Here is a 15,453-nt window from a genome sequence, read left to right on the forward strand (position 1 = left end):
TAAATGCGCGTATTCCTCTACCAGAACAAAACCATTCTGCCGCGGCTGGATGCTTTCTACCTGGCCACCCGACTGGGCGTGATGCTGGCGGTCGGCTGGTTCGGGTGGACCGAGCATTTCTTCCACACCGACACGCTGCTGGCGTGGGGGGTCCTCGGCACATATGTCGCGCACCTGGCGGTGTTCTACGGGGGAATCCGGGGACGGCTGGATCTGAAGCTCGGCTACCTCTCGTCGATCGCTTATGATCTCCTCGTCATTCCGATCGTCATCCTGTACACCGGCGGGCTGCAGAGCAGCTTCTATCTTCTGTTTTTCCTGACGATTTCGGTAGCCGCGTACATGCTTCGGTTCTGGATCGCCGCCACGGTGGTCGCCCTGGTGAGCCTTCTGTATCTGGCGGCGATCCGGGGGGATCTCACGCTGCAGTCGCTCCACGACGTGGTGATCCGGATCGGGTTCTTCGTCGTGTACTACCTGGCGCTCTCCTACGTGTCGCAGCACATGCGGCGTTCGGAGAGGCGCCTGCTCAGCCTGTTCGACACCCTCAACATGCGGACGTCGGAGCTGGAGAAGTCGCAGGCGCAGCTGGAGATGATCTACGAGAACTCCCGCAACCTGGCCTCGATTCTCGACCGGGACGGGGTGGTGAAAGAGGTGGTGCGGATCCTCGGCACGGTCATGGGTTATTCCAGCTACGGCATCATCCTGCGGGACCGCAAGGACCAGTACGTCTACCGGGCGCGGTCGGTGGCCGGGCAGGTGGTATTCCAGCCGCTGGCGATCGACGCGGAGCGCATGCCGCTGGTCAAGAAAGTGTGCGATCTCGACGAGCCGATCCGGGTGAAGGATATCCGGGGTCGGCACACGTTCGAGCCGCTGTCGGCCGGCACGCGGTCGGTGATGGTGGTGCCGATGAATTCGCACGGGTGGGTGAACGGGGCGCTCACGGTGGAGGCGTCGCAGGCCGACCAGTTCCAGGAGCGGGACCTCCAGATGGCGTCGATCGTGGCGCGCTCGGCGGCGCTGGCGCTGGAGAACGCTGAGCTGCACAAGCGGACTGAGGAGCTGACGATCATTGACGGGCTGACGGGCGCGTACAACTACCGGTACTTCGTGCAGAAGCTGCAGGAGGAGAAGCGGCGGGCGAGCCGGTACGATCTGCCGCTGTCGCTGATCATGGTCGATATCGACTGGTTCAAGCGGCTGAACGACACCTACGGGCACGAGGCGGGGAACCGGGTGCTGGCGACGCTGGCGAAAGTCATTGCGGGGTGCATCCGCGATGTCGATATTTTCGCACGGTACGGCGGCGAGGAGTTCGCCATCATTCTGCCGCAAACCACGCGGAGCGAGGCGCTGGTGCTCGGGGAGCGCATCCGGGAACGGGTCGAGAAGACCGGGATGGATGCCGGCAACTGGGGAGAGGTGCAGATCACCGTCTCGGTCGGGGTGAGTTCGTATCCCGAGAACGGGCGGTCGCAGGAAGAATTGGTGTCGGTAGCCGACCAGGCGCTCTACCGGGCGAAAGGGGAAGGGCGCAACCAGGTGTGCGTGTTGTGAGAGGAAACGGAAACAAGGAACCAATGACCGATAGCAGGGATGAGCCATGGCGGATTTGTCAAAGCAGTTGGGCCAGTTGTTCGTGATCGGATACCCCGGGCCGGAGCCGCCCCGCCCGTTCATGAGCTTTCTCGCGACAGAGCGGATCGGGGGGGTGATCCTGTTCGAGGAGAACTGTCCCGTGCACAGCGTGGCGCGCGATGCGATTCACCGCATCCGCGAGGCCTGCGGCGGAAGGTCGCCGTTCGTGGCGATCGACCAGGAAGGCGGCCGGGTCAGCCGCCTCCGCGGCGCGCCGGCGGAGTTCCGGGCCGCCGCCGAGTACGGCCGCGAGAGGTCGGTGGAGCGGTTCGCCGAAGAGTACCGCCGATCGGTGGTGTTCATGGAATCGCTCGGGATCAATCTCAACCTCGCCCCGGTGTGCGATCTCTTCCTTGATCCGAACAACGCGTGCCTGGCCGGGCGCTGCTTCGGGCGGACGCCCCAGGAGGTGGTGCCGTTTGTCGAGACGGCGGTGCTGACGGCCCGGGGGGCGGGTCTGCTCAGTTGTCTGAAACACTTCCCCGGCCTCGGGGCGACGGCCGCGGATCCGCACCGCAAGACGCCGGTGATCGCGTGGGACGAGGTCGTGTGGGAGCAGCGGGAACGTCTCCCCTTCGCCGCCGGCGTGGCCGCGGGGGCGGACATGGTCATGACCACCCATGTGCGGCTGAGAGGGGCCGATGAGACGATCGCGACGGGGTCGTCGCGGGTGGTGGAGGATCTGCTGCGGAAGCGGCTGGGGTTCGACGGACCGGTGATCACGGACGACCTGCTGATGGCCGGGGCGGCGGAGCTCGGCGAGGCGGGCGAGCGGGCGACAGCGGCCTTCAACGCCGGCCACGATCTGCTCCTGTTCGGGCGGGACTACGAGGCGGCCATGGGGGCCTACGAGCGGTTTGTCGACGCCTACCGGCGCGGGGAGATCGCGAATGAGCGGGTGCACTCGGCGCTCGGCCGGGTTGCCGGCGTGAAGTTCAAACTGGACACCTGGGTGCAGCCGTGACTTTCTTGAAGGGATGTCGCTGCGGCGCCTCATATCGCGAGCGCGGCTGACCGTGCTCGGATTGAACTCGGGCACCTCGGCCGACGGACTGGATCTGGCGGTGGTGCAGGTGGGCCGCGGCCGGGAGAAGATCCTCATGCGGGGCGGCGGGGCCGTGCGGTTCCCGCGGCCGCTGCGGGCCGCGATCCTGGCGACCGCCGACAGCCGCACGGTGGAACCGGCCGAGCTGGTTCGCTTGGACAACTACCTGGGACAGGTCATGGGGAGAGCGGCCGCCGGGTTTCTGAAGACGCTTTCGCGCCGGGGGATCGCGGTCGATCTGATCGGTTCGCACGGGCAGACGGTGCGGCATGTCCCGGAGCCGGTGCGCATGGGGGGAATGGCGGTGCGCGGGACGCTGCAGATCGGATCGCCCGACCAGGTGGCGGCGGCGACCGGGTGCGTGACGGTGGGGGACTTCCGCCAGGCGGAGGTCGCGCTCGGCGGCGAAGGGGCGCCGATCACCACGGGGGCGATGCACTGGCTCTTCGCATCGCCGCGCGAGCCGCGCCTGATCGTGAACATCGGGGGGATAGCCAATTATTTCTATCTCCCGCCGACGGCGTCGGGCGAGGCGCCCACGGCGCGCGACTGCGGTCCGGGCAACAGCCTCTCCGATGCGCTCATGGCGCGGTCGTTCGGGCGGCAGTTCGACCGGGACGGGCGCATGGCCAGGCGGGGGCGGATCGACCCGCGCCTGCTGGCGGCGCTGATGGAAAGTCTGGGGTTTGCACGGCGCCGCCGGTCGACCGGGAGAGAGCTCTTCGGGGCGGATCTCGCCGATGAGGTGGTCCGGCTGGGGCGGCGGCGCCGGCTTCGGCCGGAGGATCTGCTGGCCACGGCGGGGGAGTTGACGGCCCTCGGGATCGCCCGCGCCCTGCACCGCCTTCCCGCCTCCGATCCGCCGCCGCGGCGGGTGTATCTCATGGGCGGGGGACGGCACAACCAGTTCATGGTCGAACGCCTGGGGGAGCATCTCCCCGGGTGGTCAGTTGAGGCGATAGATCAGTTGGGAGTGGACGGCGACTTGGTGGAGGCGGCGGCCTATGCGGTGATGGCGGCGGCGTGCGTACGCGGGGAGCCTCTCTCCGGAGCGAGGACATTCGGTGTCGCTCGGGCAATCGCGGGGCGCATCGTGCAGCCGCCGGCGGGGTGACGAATGATTGACCGGGACAACCTCAGGATCAAAAGACTCATCCGCCTCACGGCCCGCGTCGGGACCGCTCTCTGCCTCATGGTGCTCGTGTGGAGCTGCGGACGGGTGCCGGGGCTCAAGGATGAGGAGCCGGGCTCATTTATCCGCGTTCCCTTTGTCCGGGTGCTGCTGGGGGAGGACCGCCCGGAGGCAACGGTTTCGGCGGACCACGCTTTCGCTATCGAGTGCCTCACGGCCGGGGAGCAGCATGTCTTTTACTCCTCGCGTCCGGTGAGGATACAGAGCCTGGGCCGCGAGGTGCGGGTGCTGACGCGGGACGGGCAGATAATCCAGGACCGCGCGGGGGAAGTGAACATCATTCCGCGCGGGACGGGGAATCGGACGATGGTCGACGGTCGGCCGTACCGGGGAATCATCCACCTACTCCCCTACGCCAACAACCTGCGCATCATCAACATCGTGTACGTCGAGGACTACCTCCGGGGGGTGGTGCCGCCGGAGCTGGGAGAGCGGGCGGACGGGGAGATCGAGGCGGTGAAAGCGCAGGCGGTGGCGGCCCGGACCTACGCCATGTCCCACCTCGAGCAGTACGGCGGGGAGCCGTACGATCTGAAAGCCAGCGTCTATGACCAGGTGTACGAGGGCTACGGCGTGGAGAACCGGCTGGTGAACCGGGCGGTCGACGCGACGGCGGGTGTCGTGGCCACTTTCGAGGGCAAGATGATCAACGCCTACTACCATTCGACGTGCGGCGGAATGACCGACGACATCGCCCACATCTGGGACCGCCCGAGCATTCCCTACCTGCGGGCGGTGGCCGACAGCGGGGCGTGCGGGTGGTCGAAGTACTACCGGTGGCGCGAGGTGTACACGGAGGGGCAACTGCGCGGCCGGGTGGAGCAGTACCTCTCGGGGGACCGCGGCCGGGACCTTCGGGTCGGAGAAATCCGGAACGTGGCGGTGGCGGAGCGGACACCGGGGGGGCGGGTCTCGACCCTGGTGATCGAGACGGAGATGGACACGTACCGTTTCCACAAGGACCGGATCCGCTGGGTGATCGGGCGCACCTCGAATCCCGATTTGATCTTGCCGTCGGATCGCTTCGACGTTATACTCGAGCGGACCGGGGAGGGCCGAATCAGCCGGATCAATTTCGAGGGCAGCGGCTACGGCCATGGGGTCGGCATGTGCCAATGCGGGGCGATCGGCATGTCCCGCACAGGGTATACGTACGAACAGATTCTCAAGCGCTACTATGCCGGTTGTGAACTCAAGCAGTTGTACTGATGACGAGCGGACTTGACCAGAGGGCGCGGCCGCGGCGAACGCGGTGGCTGGTGACGATGCTTTTGCTGGCGCTGCCGGCAGCCGGGGCGGCGCGGCCGTATTTCATCGGGGCCCGGGGGGAGCTGGCGACGCTCACAGGCGGACACGCGCCGCACTTCTACGTGCGCGGGGCGTACGGCCTCGAGGCGGGCCTGGACCTGTCGCCGCGCTGGTCGCTGGAGGCAAGTCTCAGCCGCTACGACCTCTACAACGACACGACGATCGCGGGGAGCGTAACCCTGAACGGCGACCGGGAGGCTGCGACAGCGCGGTTCTCGGGCACGCGGCTGGGCGTGGATGCGGTGGCGACCCTGTTCGCGCCCGCCTCCTGGCTGAGCGTCCGGGGCGGCCCCGGTGGGGGCCTGCTCATCTGGAAGATGCGCGATCCGGACGGCGACACCGTTTTGAAGGCGGTCGGCGGGCGGGGCGAGACGATCGATTTCGCCTCGACCGAAATCTTCGTATCGGGGCGGCTGGGGATCGAAGTGCAGCTGGCGGCCCATCTGTCGACGGCGATCACGGCGCATGTCGACTACCTGACCGGGGCGGGAACGGATTTCGCCGATGCGGTGAACGCGCGCCGGGACCGCTGGCTGGGGGGAGTCGGGGCGAGCCTGCGGCTGACGTTCGGGGGAGAACGCAAGGCATGGGCGTCGCACGAGCCGTGGTCCGCGGCGGCGGCGCCCGCACCGCCCCGGGATCTCGACAGCGATGGCGACGGAATTCCCGACCGGGAAGACCGCTGCGCGGGCACGCCGGCAAAGGTGGCGGTGGATCCGTACGGCTGTCCGCTGGACACCGACGGGGATGGGGTGGTGGACAGCGAGGATGACTGTCCCGGCACCGAGGCGCGGGCCCGGGGGCGGGTGGATATCCACGGCTGCGCGGTCGATGCGGATTTTGACGGGGTGGCGGACTTCCTGGACGAATGCCCCGGCAACCGGGTGGGGGCGGAGGTCGACCGCCGGGGGTGTCCGGTGGATGATGACGGGGACGGAGTGCCGAACGGCCTCGACGACTGCCCGCACACGCTCTACGGAGTACCGGTGGACAAATTCGGCTGTCTCGACCTGGCGCTGTTCGATGAGCCGATGGTGTTGAATATCGATTATCCCTCGGGGTCGTTTGAGATCGATCCTTCGAGCCAGGAGCGGCTGCGGAGCCTCGCCCGGGCACTCCTGGTGGCGCCGAATGTCCGGCTGGAGATCAACGGGTACACGGACAACATCGGAACCGACGAGGCGAACCGGAGCCTGTCGGAGAAGCGGGCCAACCGGGTGCGGGATTTTCTCGCGGCCCAGGGGGTGGCGGAGAGTCGCATGAGCGTCAACGGCCGGGGGGAGACCGGCTTTGTCGCCTCGAACGAGACGGCCGAGGGGCGGGCGTTGAACCGGAGAATTGAGATTGTCTTCTACAAGTAGACGGTATGTACGATCATTACCTTGAGCAGAACATCGAAGACCGACGCAGCGCGCGGTTCGCCCTGGTCGTGTTCCTCCCCCCGGAGCTGGACGACCATCTCGCCCCGCTGCGGGAGCGGTACGATCCGCTGTGGAGCCTGATCCCCGCGCACGCGACGATCGTCTTTCCGTTCGAGTCGCGCCACTCGCTGGACGGACTGACCGGCTTGATCCAGGAGGAGCTGGCGCACGAGCCGGTGATTCCGATCCGGCTGGGGACGATCCACGATTTCTACCCGCGGTATCCGGTGATCTGCTGGAAGATCCAGAAGAACGAGCAGCTCACCGGCATTTACTACCGCATGTACGCGCGGCTGGGGATGCCGATTCCGTTCAAAGAGTATCAGCCGCACGTGACGGTGGCGCGGGAAATCTCGGATCACCGGGTGATGCTGGTGAAGGAGAAGATCGTGCCGTACCTGTCGGAGGAGCAGTTCGTCGCCCGGAGTATCGAGCTGGTGACGCCGCTGCCGGGGAACCGGTGGGTCTCGGTGCGGACTTTTCCGCTGGCCGGGGCGTGAGGCGCCGGGGCGAGGCCCGGGAGAAAGGCAATGAGAAGGCGACTCGCCGGGGGGCGAGTCGCCTTCATCGTTAACTCAACAGCCGATCGGAAGCGGATTACTTCTTCTCTTCAGCCGGCGTGGCGGCCACCGGGTGAACCAGCTTGGACATCTTATCCCAGCTGAACGGCTTGAAGTTCGGGTTGCCTTCCTTCTTGTGACACTTGGTGGCGCAGAGGGCGGAGTCCGGGTAGACGAGGCCGGCTTCGATCGCCTTGGCCTTATAGGTGGCCGGGTCCTCGCTCCACTTCTTGGTCATGATGGTCGGTTTGGAGTAGGCCGAGCCCGGGCCGTGGCAGGACTCGCAGGTGACGTTTTCGATCGCCTCGCCCTTGGCGTTGGCGCCGGTCATGTGGCAGACGTTGCACTCGGCCTTCTTCTGCTCCTCAGCGGAGAGGGAGGCAAAGGCTTTGGCGTGGGCGGTCGTTTCCCAGGCGGCGTGGACGTCCTTGTGGCACATCTTGCACTTGGCCGGGCCGATGTACTCGAAGGCTTTCTTTTCGGCGGTTTCCTGGGCATAGGCCAGGAAGGCGAGCATCATGAAAGACACCAGGATCAGAGCGCTAACAGAGACCTTACGCATTTGTGCTTCTCCCTTGGTTGGGTTCCGTTTCCCAGTTTATACACCAATCAATACTATTCGGATCGTGATTTTTGTCACATGGGCGAAAATATCATGTGAATGTCATGCTGTCAAGTTTTTCGGATGAATTTGGTCGGGGAATTTCCGATACATGACGGGGGCGGCGGCCGGGGTTGGAGGGGGGTTCCTGTGCCGAAGGGCCAAGCTGGTGGAGAAAAAAAACTTGCCAGGTTCTCCAAAAAGCTGTAGACTGCGCCGGGTTAGTCTATGAAAGTCCTGATTGTCACACAACACTATCCGCCCGAACGCGGGGCTGTGCGACGGTTGGCGGAGTTTGCCCGGCAGTTTGTCAAGGCGGGGATGGACGTGTCCGTGCTCACGGCCGTCCCGAATTATCCGGACGGCATCGTCCCCGAGAAGTACCGGGGGAAGTTTTTCTACCGGGAGACCGTCGACGGGGTCAAGGTCTACCGGAGCTACGTGATGCCGGCCTCAAACCGGTTTCCGGGCCGGCGGATGGTGGGATTTGTCATTTTCCTCATCACCGCCCTGATCAACAGCTTCCGGATCAAGGGGAATTTCGACCTGATCCTGGCCTCGACGCCGCCTGTGACCACGCCGGTGATCGGGTGGGTGCTCTCGCGGGTGCGGCGGGCGAAACTGATCATCGAGATCCGGGACCTGCAGCCGGAGTCGAGCGAGGAGTTCGGCAATCTGCGGCCGTCGCTCTTCACGCGGATGCTCAAGAAGTTCATGCATATGCTCTACCGTCGGGCGGACCATGTGGTGACGGCCACGGACGGGATTGCCAACTACCTGACCGGGCTGGGTTTTGCCAAAGAGCGGGTGACCACGATCAAGTCGGGGGTTGGGCGCGAGTTCCTGAGCAGCGACTCGAACGGTATCCGGCGGAAGTTCGGGTGGGATGAGAAGTTTCTTGTGCTCTACGCGGGGACGCTGGGCTGGGCGCATTCGCTGGAGACGGTGATCGAGGCGGCCCGGCACCTGGTCGACCAGCCCGACATTCATTTCGTGTTCGCCGGGGAGGGGCAGAAGCGGCAGGCGCTCGAGGGGATGGTGCGGGACTACGGCTTGAAGAACGTGACCTTTATCGGTTTGCAGTCGCTGGAGACGATCCCCTATTTCCTGCGGGCCTCGGACGTGCTCGTGGAGAGCCTCAAGGAGGTGCCGATCACGAAGGGGACGTTCCCGTGCAAGCTGTTCGAATACATGGCGTCGGGCCGCCCGATCATTTTCGGCTCGAGCGGGGGGGAGGCGGTGTCGGAGCTGGAGAAGGCGGGCGGGGCGCTCTGGTTCTCCACGGATCGTCCGGAGCGGTTGTCCGAGTTGATCCTCCAGATCAAGGGGGGGGAGATCGACGGCGGCCGGCTCGGGGCGGCCTACCAGGCCCATGTCGACCGGTATCACCGCCGCGAGGTGTGGGCGGACCGCTACCTTGAGGTGATCCGCAGTCTCTCCTGACATTTCCCGTCCGGTAGCGAATTCTCTCCCCGTTCCGTCGCGGTATAATGAACTAATCGGACCTATTTTTATCAGAGGATGCACACCATGGGGCTTAGTTCCCGTCCGGCGGCCGCGCCGGCGCAACGGCTGACGGTCGCCGACCTTCCCGGGCTGTTGATCGGGGGGGAGACGGTCGCGCCGACTTTGCGGGGGCCGCAGCGGTATGTCAATTTCGACAACGCGGCCTCAACGCCGACGTTTCGGCCGGTGGCCGAGGCGGTGATGGAGTTTCTGCAGTGGTACGCCAACGTGCACCGGGGCACGGGGTTCAAATCGCAATTGGCGAGCTGGGCGTTCGAGGAAGCGCGGGACATCATCGCAGGCTTCATCCGGGCCGACCTGCAGCGGCAGGTGGTCATTTTCACCAAGAACACGACCGAGGCGATCAACAAACTGGCCCGACGGCTGTCGACGAGCAAGCACGACGTCATCCTCACCACCCTCATGGAGCACCACTCCAACGAGCTGCCGTGGCGGCGGGTGGGGACGGTAGTGCATGTGGGGCTGAACGCCGACGGGACGATCAGCCGGGAGGATTTCCTGGCCAAGCTGGGGCAGTTCGGCGACCGGGTGCGGATCGTGGCGATCAGCGGGGCGTCGAACGTGACGGGGTACATCAACGACCTGGATTTCTTTGCGCGCGAGACGCACCGGGCGGGGGCCTCGATTTTGGTCGATGCCGCGCAGCTCGCCCCGCACCGCCCGCTCGACATGAAGCCAGGCGATCCGGCGTGCGCGCTGGACTACGCGGTGTTTTCGGCGCACAAGATGTATGCGCCGTTCGGGATCGGAGTGCTGGTGGGGCACCGCGACGTGTTCGAGCGCGGCGACCCCGACACGGTCGGCGGCGGCATGGTCGACATCGTGACACTCGAGGAGGCCTACTGGACTGACCTTCCGGAAAAGGAGGAGGCGGGGACGCCGAACATCGTTGGCGTGGTGGCGCTGGCGAAAGCGATCCGGATGTACGAGGCGCTGGGGTGGGAAGCGATCATTGCGCACGAGGCCGAGCTGACGGCCCATGCCCTGCGCCGGCTCGGGGCGATTCCGGGAGTGGTGCTCTACGGCGACCGGGAGCCGGAGCGGGCGCGGGCGCGGCTCGGGGTGGTGTCGTTCAACGTGCAGGGCGTCCCCCACGCGCTGACCGCGGCCATTCTCGGTTCGGAGGCGGGGATCGGGGTGCGCTCCGGGTGCTTCTGCGCGCACACGTATGTCAAGGAGCTCCTCCACGTGTCGCCGGAGGCGGCCCGGGAGCTGGAGTACCAGATCCTGGCGCGGGACCGGTCGCAGCTGCCGGGGGCGGTGCGGGTGTCGTTCGGGCTGTACAACACGACCGCCGAGGTGGACCGGCTGGCGGAGGCGGTGGCGCGGATCGCGCGGGGGGAGTACGCCGCGGGGTACGTGCTCAACCGGGAGAAGGGGGAGTACGCGCATCCGGACCTGGCGCCGGAGTTCGCGCGCTATTTCGATTTGTGAGCCGACGGTGCGGGGCGGCGCGAGGGCCGGTTTTCGAAATTTCGAAAACCGGCTTTGGCGGGAAAGGGCGTTTTCGAAAATTCGAAAGCGGCGGGGGTGTTTTTCGAAAATTGGAAAACGGGGGTTGGCGCGGTCGATGATCCGTTTCGCCTAGAGCCGCGCGGCGAAACGCGGGGCGGTTGTTCGACATCGCCCGTTCGGTCCAGCAGCGCGGCGGGCGGCTGAGGGGGCATTCTCTTCGGCGAAAACTCTCACGACGAATCCTCGGGTCGATGGGGAGCGTGCAGGGGCGTCTTTCGCTTTTTCGAAAATGAGGTTTTCGGGACAGGGCGGACCTCGAAGTCCGCCCCGTTCTGCTGCGCGGACGGCGCTGTCGAACTCTCGGCGGCGGTGCTTGACCTACTGGGTATCGATGTCGATGCTGATGTCGATGCGGCCGTCGGGACCGCGGTTGATGGTTACCTGTTTGACCTCGCCTCCCTGGGCGGCGATCTGGGCCGCGATTTCAGCGGCGATCTCCTCATCGGACTTGCCGTCGGCAGCCACCTCGACCCGGAAGAGCCTCTGGATCGCCTGGGCATAGAGCGTGCCCGACGTGCGCTGGACGATGGGGATGACGGCGTAGTCGGGGTCGGCGCCGGTCAGCTCCGTGTAGGTGCGGGCGGCGGCCCGGGCGTCGCTTTCCGACGAGAGGCCGGCGATCGTGTATTTTGCCGCAGCGTCGTCGATGGTGACGTTCACTGAGGGATTCGCGATGCCGGCGGCATGCAGAGCGTCGGCGTAGGCCTGCGGGGCGAGGTTGATGTCCGCAGGCGCGGTGATGCGGACGGAGTAGCCGATCACGCTGCTGTAGGGCAGCGGGACAAGGGCGCCGAAGAGGATGAAAGCAAGCCCAACCGCGACGCCGAAACTGAGTCTCGGGTGAGCGCCGAGGGTATGCAGAGTCCGAGCCATGAGTGTCTCCTTGCGGGAATCGGCCAGACGCGCCTCGACCCGTGTCCGCACAAAAGCGAGCGGCGTCGGCAAACCGTCGGGCGCCTCCCGCCGGGCGGCGAGCGCCCGGTCGAGGATTCGCTCGGCAGAGTCGGCGTCAATCCTGGTCTTGCGATAACGCATATCCGGCCTTTCCTGGTAACGGGTTGGTCGTTTTCGGCGGGAGGTACGTCTGGATTCGCCGGCGCATCTTCCGCCGCGCACGGGCGAGCCGGGCCTTGATGGTACCTTCGGGTCGGCCCAGGTTCGCCGCGAGTTCAGTGATGGTCCAGCCCTCGAGCTCGAAGAGCACGACAAGGGCGCGTTCCTCGGGTCGGAGGGCGGCCAGCGCGCGATCCAGCCAGCGCCGCGCGGCGAGTTCGCCGGCGGGATCGTGTGCGGGCCCGGTCATGACCTCGTCATCGAGCGCCTCGGTCCGCTGCCGCCGCCGCCAGCGGTGGCGGTTGCGGTAGCGGTTGACCAGGATCCGGTACAGCCAAGCTCGGAAGGCGCCGGGGTCGCGCAGCGAATCGAACCGGCGCAGGGCGGCCAGGAGGCCGTCCTGGTACAGGTCGTCGCCGTCGTCAATCGAGCCGGTCAACCGTCGGCAAAAGCGCTGGGCTTTGGCGTGTTCCGGTTCCAGCAGCTGCCAGAAGCGTTCGTGTTCCATGGTTCTGCCGTTACGACACCGCTCGGCGCGGTTCGGTTGCATACGGCGGAAATATACACGGTTTTGGCGAAGAGCGGGTTTCGAATATTCGAAAACGGGGTCGGGGCGCGCCGGCCGGGCTGTTCAACGTTTGCACAGCAGGGCCGTTTTCGAAAATTAGAAAACGCGAATTGATTTTCGACGGGGGCTGTTTTCCCTTGTGCGGCGCGGGCAAACGGGCGGCCGACATTTGCGAAAAGGTTGAAGACTCAGCAAGTCCACGAGCCGCGGGTGGCCGGCCGCGGGGCGCCGGGCGGGGGGCGCGCGGGCGGCGGGGCGAAGGGCGCGCTTTCGAAAATTCGAAAGCGCCGGTTTTCGGACGGGAGGGCGCTCAAACCGCTGCGGGACGCGGGCTCGCGGCCGGGGCCGGATTAAGAACAGATCAATTCAATCCATTATTCGAGGCGGCCGGGAAGGCAGGCGCGGGGGCCGCGGAGGGCGGCGGCGCCGGGCGAAAGCGCCGCGCGGGTCGGCCGGGGGCGTTTTCGACAATTGGAAAACCGAGTTTTTCCGTGGGAAGCGCCTCCCTCGCCGCGCCGGGCAAGGGAAAGCGGCGGGGGGCGACGCGGCGGACAGCGGCGACGGCCGCGCATGTTTGCGGTGGCGCAACGGGCGAGGGCGTGCTATCTTACGGCAGACCGGGGCCACCGGATCGAGGGGTGTCCGGTCTCCAACGCCGGAGGCCACATGAAGTACCACGAAGCCGCGTACTGCGGCGATTTCTGCGGCGGCTGCGAGCAGTACCTGAAGACCTGCTCGGGCTGCGATCCGAAGTACAAAGAGGAGTGTCCGTTCATCGCCTGCTGCCGGCAGCACCAAGCGGTGCACTGCGGGGTGTGCGCGGAGTTTCCGTGCACGAGACTGTCGGCGTTTGTGCCGGATGACCGGCCGGGACATCCGCGCGGGTACCACATCGAGAACCTGCGGTGCCGGGCGATCGTGGGGACGGCGGACTGGCTGGCGGTGCAGCGGGCGAAACACGGGTTGCCCGCGGAGGGAGTCGCGGAGGCGGACGAGGGGGGCGGGGAGTAGGGGGGGCTTCTGTTCCATCAAGAGGGCGGAGCACGCTTAAAGATGCAATCTGCCCGGGGAGGAGGACGGGTGTGCCGACATCAAAGCGGGAACGCTGGTCCAGAGATCAGCTGTTGATTGCGTTTAATCTTTACTGCCGCCTGCCGTTCGGGCGGCTTCACAGCAGACACCCGGATGTGATACGCGCCGCCGAATTGATCGGTCGGTCCCCCGACGCGCTTGCGATGAAACTGGTCAACTTCGCAAGTCTTGATCCGCAGCATGTAGCACGCGGGGTCCGGGGACTGAACAACGTCAGCCGGGCCGATCGGGATATGTGGCGGGAGTTTTCGGGAAACTGGGAGGCGCTTGCGTATGAGAGCGAGACAGCCTGGCGAGCGCTGCTGACCGGGCAGGATCACGGGCGGGAAGGTGAAGAGTGGGAAGCGCCGGAGGGAGTGACCGAGAAGGTCATGTCCACCCGGGTACGGGTGGTGCAGGGGTTTTTCCGACGAACGGTTCTTGCGGCTTATGAGTACCGATGCGCCTGTTGTAGATTGTCCATTCAGCAGATGCTGAATGCAAGCCACATCATTCCGTGGCGGGTTGACAAACAACGGCGGGCCGACCCGACCAACGGCATTGCCATGTGCGCGTTTCACGATCGGGCGTTCGACAGAGGGTTGATCACCCTCGACGGCGATAGGCGCATCGTGGTATCGAGAGAAGTGCCGACGAAGTCGCGGGTCGCTATGCACAGAGTTGGCTTGATCGAACTAGCCGGCGCTCGGGCCGCAGCGCCGTCGAGATTCGCGCCGGATGAAGCGGCGCTGGAGTACCACCGAGAGAACATTTTCACCGGCGGATAGGAGGGAAAAGATGTACCGGACGTTCAGGTTAACGCTTCTGGAGGCTGATGCACGGCGGGTGCTGGACGCTCTTCGGATGCAGGAGGAGTTGTGGGAGCGAACCGCTCGATATCTGCGAGAAGACTACCTCGATTCGGACGAAGGCTGCGTGGCTGATTGCGGGGATGAGTGGGAGGCTGCAGAAATCCATCGGCACTACGCCGGAATCATCACGGCTCTGGAAGGGCAGATCGACGAACAGCGGGCGCCTAGTTCCCCTCGCCGATGATTCGCAAGCCCTCGAGCGTGAGCGAGGGGACCACCTCGGTGATGTGGCGGGAGTGGCCCTCGATCTCGAAGGCCAGGCCGCCGGTCGCGGCCACCTTGCAGCGGTCGAAGCCGCACTCCTCGATGATGCGGTCGATGATAAAATCGACCTGGCCGATCAGGCCGTAGAAGGCGCCGGATTTGAGCGCGCCGGCGGTCGATTTCCCCACGACCGTGTCGGGCTTCTCGATGCGGACCTCGAAGAGGCGGGCGGCGCGGCGCGCCAGCTCCGCCATCGCCGCCTCCGGACCGGCGATGATGACGCCGCCGATGTAGGCCTGGGCGGCGTCGAGGACGTCGAAGGTGGTCGCGGTTCCCAGGTCGACGACGATGGCGGGGCCGCCCCAGCGGGCGAGGGCGGCGACAGCGTTGGCGATGCGGTCGGCGCCGACCTGGTCGGGGGACTCGATGCGGATCGCGATGGGCAGTTTCAGGCGGCAGGAGACGGTGAGCGGCTCGCGGCTGAGGTAGCGGCGGCTGGTGCGCTCGAACACGGGGGTCAGGTGCGGGACGACCGAGGCGATCACGACTTTCTCCACCCTGGCGGGCTCGATGCGGTGGCGCATGAGGAAATGGGTGATCGACAGGCCGGCCTCATCGGGCGTGCTGCGGGGCGGGGTGGCGATGCGGTAGTCGCCGACCAGGTCGGCGCCGCGGAAGAGGCCGAAAACCACGTTGGTGTTGCCGATGTCGATGGCGAGCAGCATGGGGCGAATATAACGGAAAGGCCGGCGGGGGGCAACGGCGAAGGAGAACGGGGGGATCATCGCGGGCGGAAAACGGGGCCGCGGGAGTCGGTCGGCGGGCGGGGGAGGGGAAACTTTTTGTTGTCGCGCCCGGCGCGGCGTCTGTAT

Annotated in this window: 15 protein-coding genes; 11 read left to right on the forward strand and 4 right to left on the reverse strand. The window is 66.1% G+C overall.

Annotated features, from left to right (window positions below; translation table 11 throughout):
* Positions 1-3 precede the first annotated feature (3 nt).
* From KA261_07195 to KA261_07220, 6 genes are read left to right on the forward strand one after another with little or no spacing between them, the layout of a single operon-like run.
* A complete protein-coding gene (locus KA261_07195) occupies positions 4-1,563 on the forward strand; it encodes a GGDEF domain-containing protein (protein ID MBP7697583.1) in 1,560 nt (519 codons plus the stop codon).
* 46 nt (positions 1,564-1,609) lie between these two features.
* On the forward strand, positions 1,610-2,608 hold the full coding sequence (locus KA261_07200) for a hypothetical protein (protein MBP7697584.1): 999 nt from the start codon (positions 1,610-1,612) through the stop codon (positions 2,606-2,608).
* A gap of 13 nt (positions 2,609-2,621) precedes the next feature.
* Entirely contained in the window at positions 2,622-3,803 is a 1,182-nt protein-coding gene (locus KA261_07205) for an anhydro-N-acetylmuramic acid kinase (GenBank protein ID MBP7697585.1), read from the forward strand.
* A 3-nt stretch (positions 3,804-3,806) separates the two neighbouring features.
* A complete protein-coding gene (locus tag KA261_07210; GenBank protein ID MBP7697586.1) occupies positions 3,807-5,090 on the forward strand; it encodes a SpoIID/LytB domain-containing protein in 1,284 nt (427 codons plus the stop codon).
* Entirely contained in the window at positions 5,090-6,550 is a 1,461-nt protein-coding gene (locus KA261_07215) for an OmpA family protein (GenBank protein ID MBP7697587.1), read from the forward strand. Before KA261_07210 ends, KA261_07215 begins: the two co-directional genes overlap by 1 nt.
* A 5-nt stretch (positions 6,551-6,555) precedes the next feature.
* Entirely contained in the window at positions 6,556-7,110 is a 555-nt protein-coding gene (locus KA261_07220; GenBank protein ID MBP7697588.1) for a 2'-5' RNA ligase family protein, read from the forward strand.
* A gap of 97 nt (positions 7,111-7,207) precedes the next feature.
* Here the strand turns inward: KA261_07220 and KA261_07225 are convergent, their stop codons facing one another.
* On the reverse strand, positions 7,208-7,732 hold the full coding sequence (locus tag KA261_07225) for a hypothetical protein (protein MBP7697589.1): 525 nt from the start codon (positions 7,730-7,732) through the stop codon (positions 7,208-7,210).
* 267 nt (positions 7,733-7,999) lie between these two features.
* Here KA261_07225 and KA261_07230 point away from each other — a divergent pair, with 267 nt between their 5' ends.
* Positions 8,000-9,214 (forward strand): glycosyltransferase family 4 protein, encoded by a 1,215-nt coding sequence (locus KA261_07230; GenBank protein ID MBP7697590.1) that lies wholly within the window; start codon positions 8,000-8,002, stop codon positions 9,212-9,214.
* Positions 9,215-9,301: 87 nt separating this feature from the next.
* Positions 9,302-10,732, forward strand: coding sequence for an aminotransferase class V-fold PLP-dependent enzyme (locus tag KA261_07235; protein ID MBP7697591.1), 1,431 nt, complete (start codon positions 9,302-9,304; stop codon positions 10,730-10,732).
* A 399-nt stretch (positions 10,733-11,131) separates the two neighbouring features.
* Here the strand turns inward: KA261_07235 and KA261_07240 are convergent, their stop codons facing one another.
* Positions 11,132-11,848, reverse strand: a complete 717-nt coding sequence (locus KA261_07240) for a hypothetical protein (GenBank protein ID MBP7697592.1) — start codon at positions 11,846-11,848, stop codon at positions 11,132-11,134.
* A complete protein-coding gene (locus KA261_07245; GenBank protein MBP7697593.1) occupies positions 11,823-12,374 on the reverse strand; it encodes an RNA polymerase sigma factor in 552 nt (183 codons plus the stop codon). The genes KA261_07240 and KA261_07245 overlap by 26 nt, the downstream gene beginning before the upstream one ends.
* A 726-nt stretch (positions 12,375-13,100) precedes the next feature.
* Between KA261_07245 and KA261_07250 the strand changes: the two genes are divergently transcribed.
* From KA261_07250 to KA261_07260, 3 genes are all read left to right on the forward strand, one after another.
* A complete protein-coding gene (locus KA261_07250) occupies positions 13,101-13,445 on the forward strand; it encodes a DUF3795 domain-containing protein (GenBank protein MBP7697594.1) in 345 nt (114 codons plus the stop codon).
* Between the two features lie 71 nt (positions 13,446-13,516).
* Entirely contained in the window at positions 13,517-14,293 is a 777-nt protein-coding gene (locus KA261_07255) for an HNH endonuclease (protein ID MBP7697595.1), read from the forward strand.
* Positions 14,294-14,303: 10 nt separating this feature from the next.
* Positions 14,304-14,561, forward strand: coding sequence for a hypothetical protein (locus KA261_07260; GenBank protein ID MBP7697596.1), 258 nt, complete (start codon positions 14,304-14,306; stop codon positions 14,559-14,561).
* Here KA261_07260 and KA261_07265 read toward each other — a convergent pair.
* Complete coding sequence (locus tag KA261_07265) at positions 14,542-15,306, reverse strand: type III pantothenate kinase (protein MBP7697597.1); 765 nt, start codon at positions 15,304-15,306, stop codon at positions 14,542-14,544. The two genes, KA261_07260 and KA261_07265, sit on opposite strands and share 20 nt — an antisense overlap.
* Positions 15,307-15,453: the final 147 nt, after the last annotated feature.

It is taken from the genome of Candidatus Zixiibacteriota bacterium, from assembly GCA_017999435.1.
In the GTDB taxonomy this organism is placed as follows: Bacteria; Zixibacteria; MSB-5A5; order GN15; family FEB-12; genus JAGNLV01.

Coding starts and splice junctions, on each gene's coding strand:
- KA261_07240 (MBP7697592.1), bottom strand. CDS start 11,848: ATGCGTTATCGCAAGACCAGGATTGACGCCGACTCTGCCGAGCGAATC.
- KA261_07235 (MBP7697591.1), top strand. CDS start 9,302: ATGGGGCTTAGTTCCCGTCCGGCGGCCGCGCCGGCGCAACGGCTGACG.
- KA261_07245 (MBP7697593.1), bottom strand. CDS start 12,374: ATGGAACACGAACGCTTCTGGCAGCTGCTGGAACCGGAACACGCCAAA.
- KA261_07215 (MBP7697587.1), top strand. CDS start 5,090: ATGACGAGCGGACTTGACCAGAGGGCGCGGCCGCGGCGAACGCGGTGG.
- KA261_07220 (MBP7697588.1), top strand. CDS start 6,556: ATGTACGATCATTACCTTGAGCAGAACATCGAAGACCGACGCAGCGCG.
- KA261_07250 (MBP7697594.1), top strand. CDS start 13,101: ATGAAGTACCACGAAGCCGCGTACTGCGGCGATTTCTGCGGCGGCTGC.
- KA261_07225 (MBP7697589.1), bottom strand. CDS start 7,732: ATGCGTAAGGTCTCTGTTAGCGCTCTGATCCTGGTGTCTTTCATGATG.
- KA261_07230 (MBP7697590.1), top strand. CDS start 8,000: ATGAAAGTCCTGATTGTCACACAACACTATCCGCCCGAACGCGGGGCT.
- KA261_07200 (MBP7697584.1), top strand. CDS start 1,610: ATGGCGGATTTGTCAAAGCAGTTGGGCCAGTTGTTCGTGATCGGATAC.
- KA261_07205 (MBP7697585.1), top strand. CDS start 2,622: ATGTCGCTGCGGCGCCTCATATCGCGAGCGCGGCTGACCGTGCTCGGA.
- KA261_07210 (MBP7697586.1), top strand. CDS start 3,807: ATGATTGACCGGGACAACCTCAGGATCAAAAGACTCATCCGCCTCACG.
- KA261_07260 (MBP7697596.1), top strand. CDS start 14,304: ATGTACCGGACGTTCAGGTTAACGCTTCTGGAGGCTGATGCACGGCGG.
- KA261_07195 (MBP7697583.1), top strand. CDS start 4: ATGCGCGTATTCCTCTACCAGAACAAAACCATTCTGCCGCGGCTGGAT.
- KA261_07265 (MBP7697597.1), bottom strand. CDS start 15,306: ATGCTGCTCGCCATCGACATCGGCAACACCAACGTGGTTTTCGGCCTC.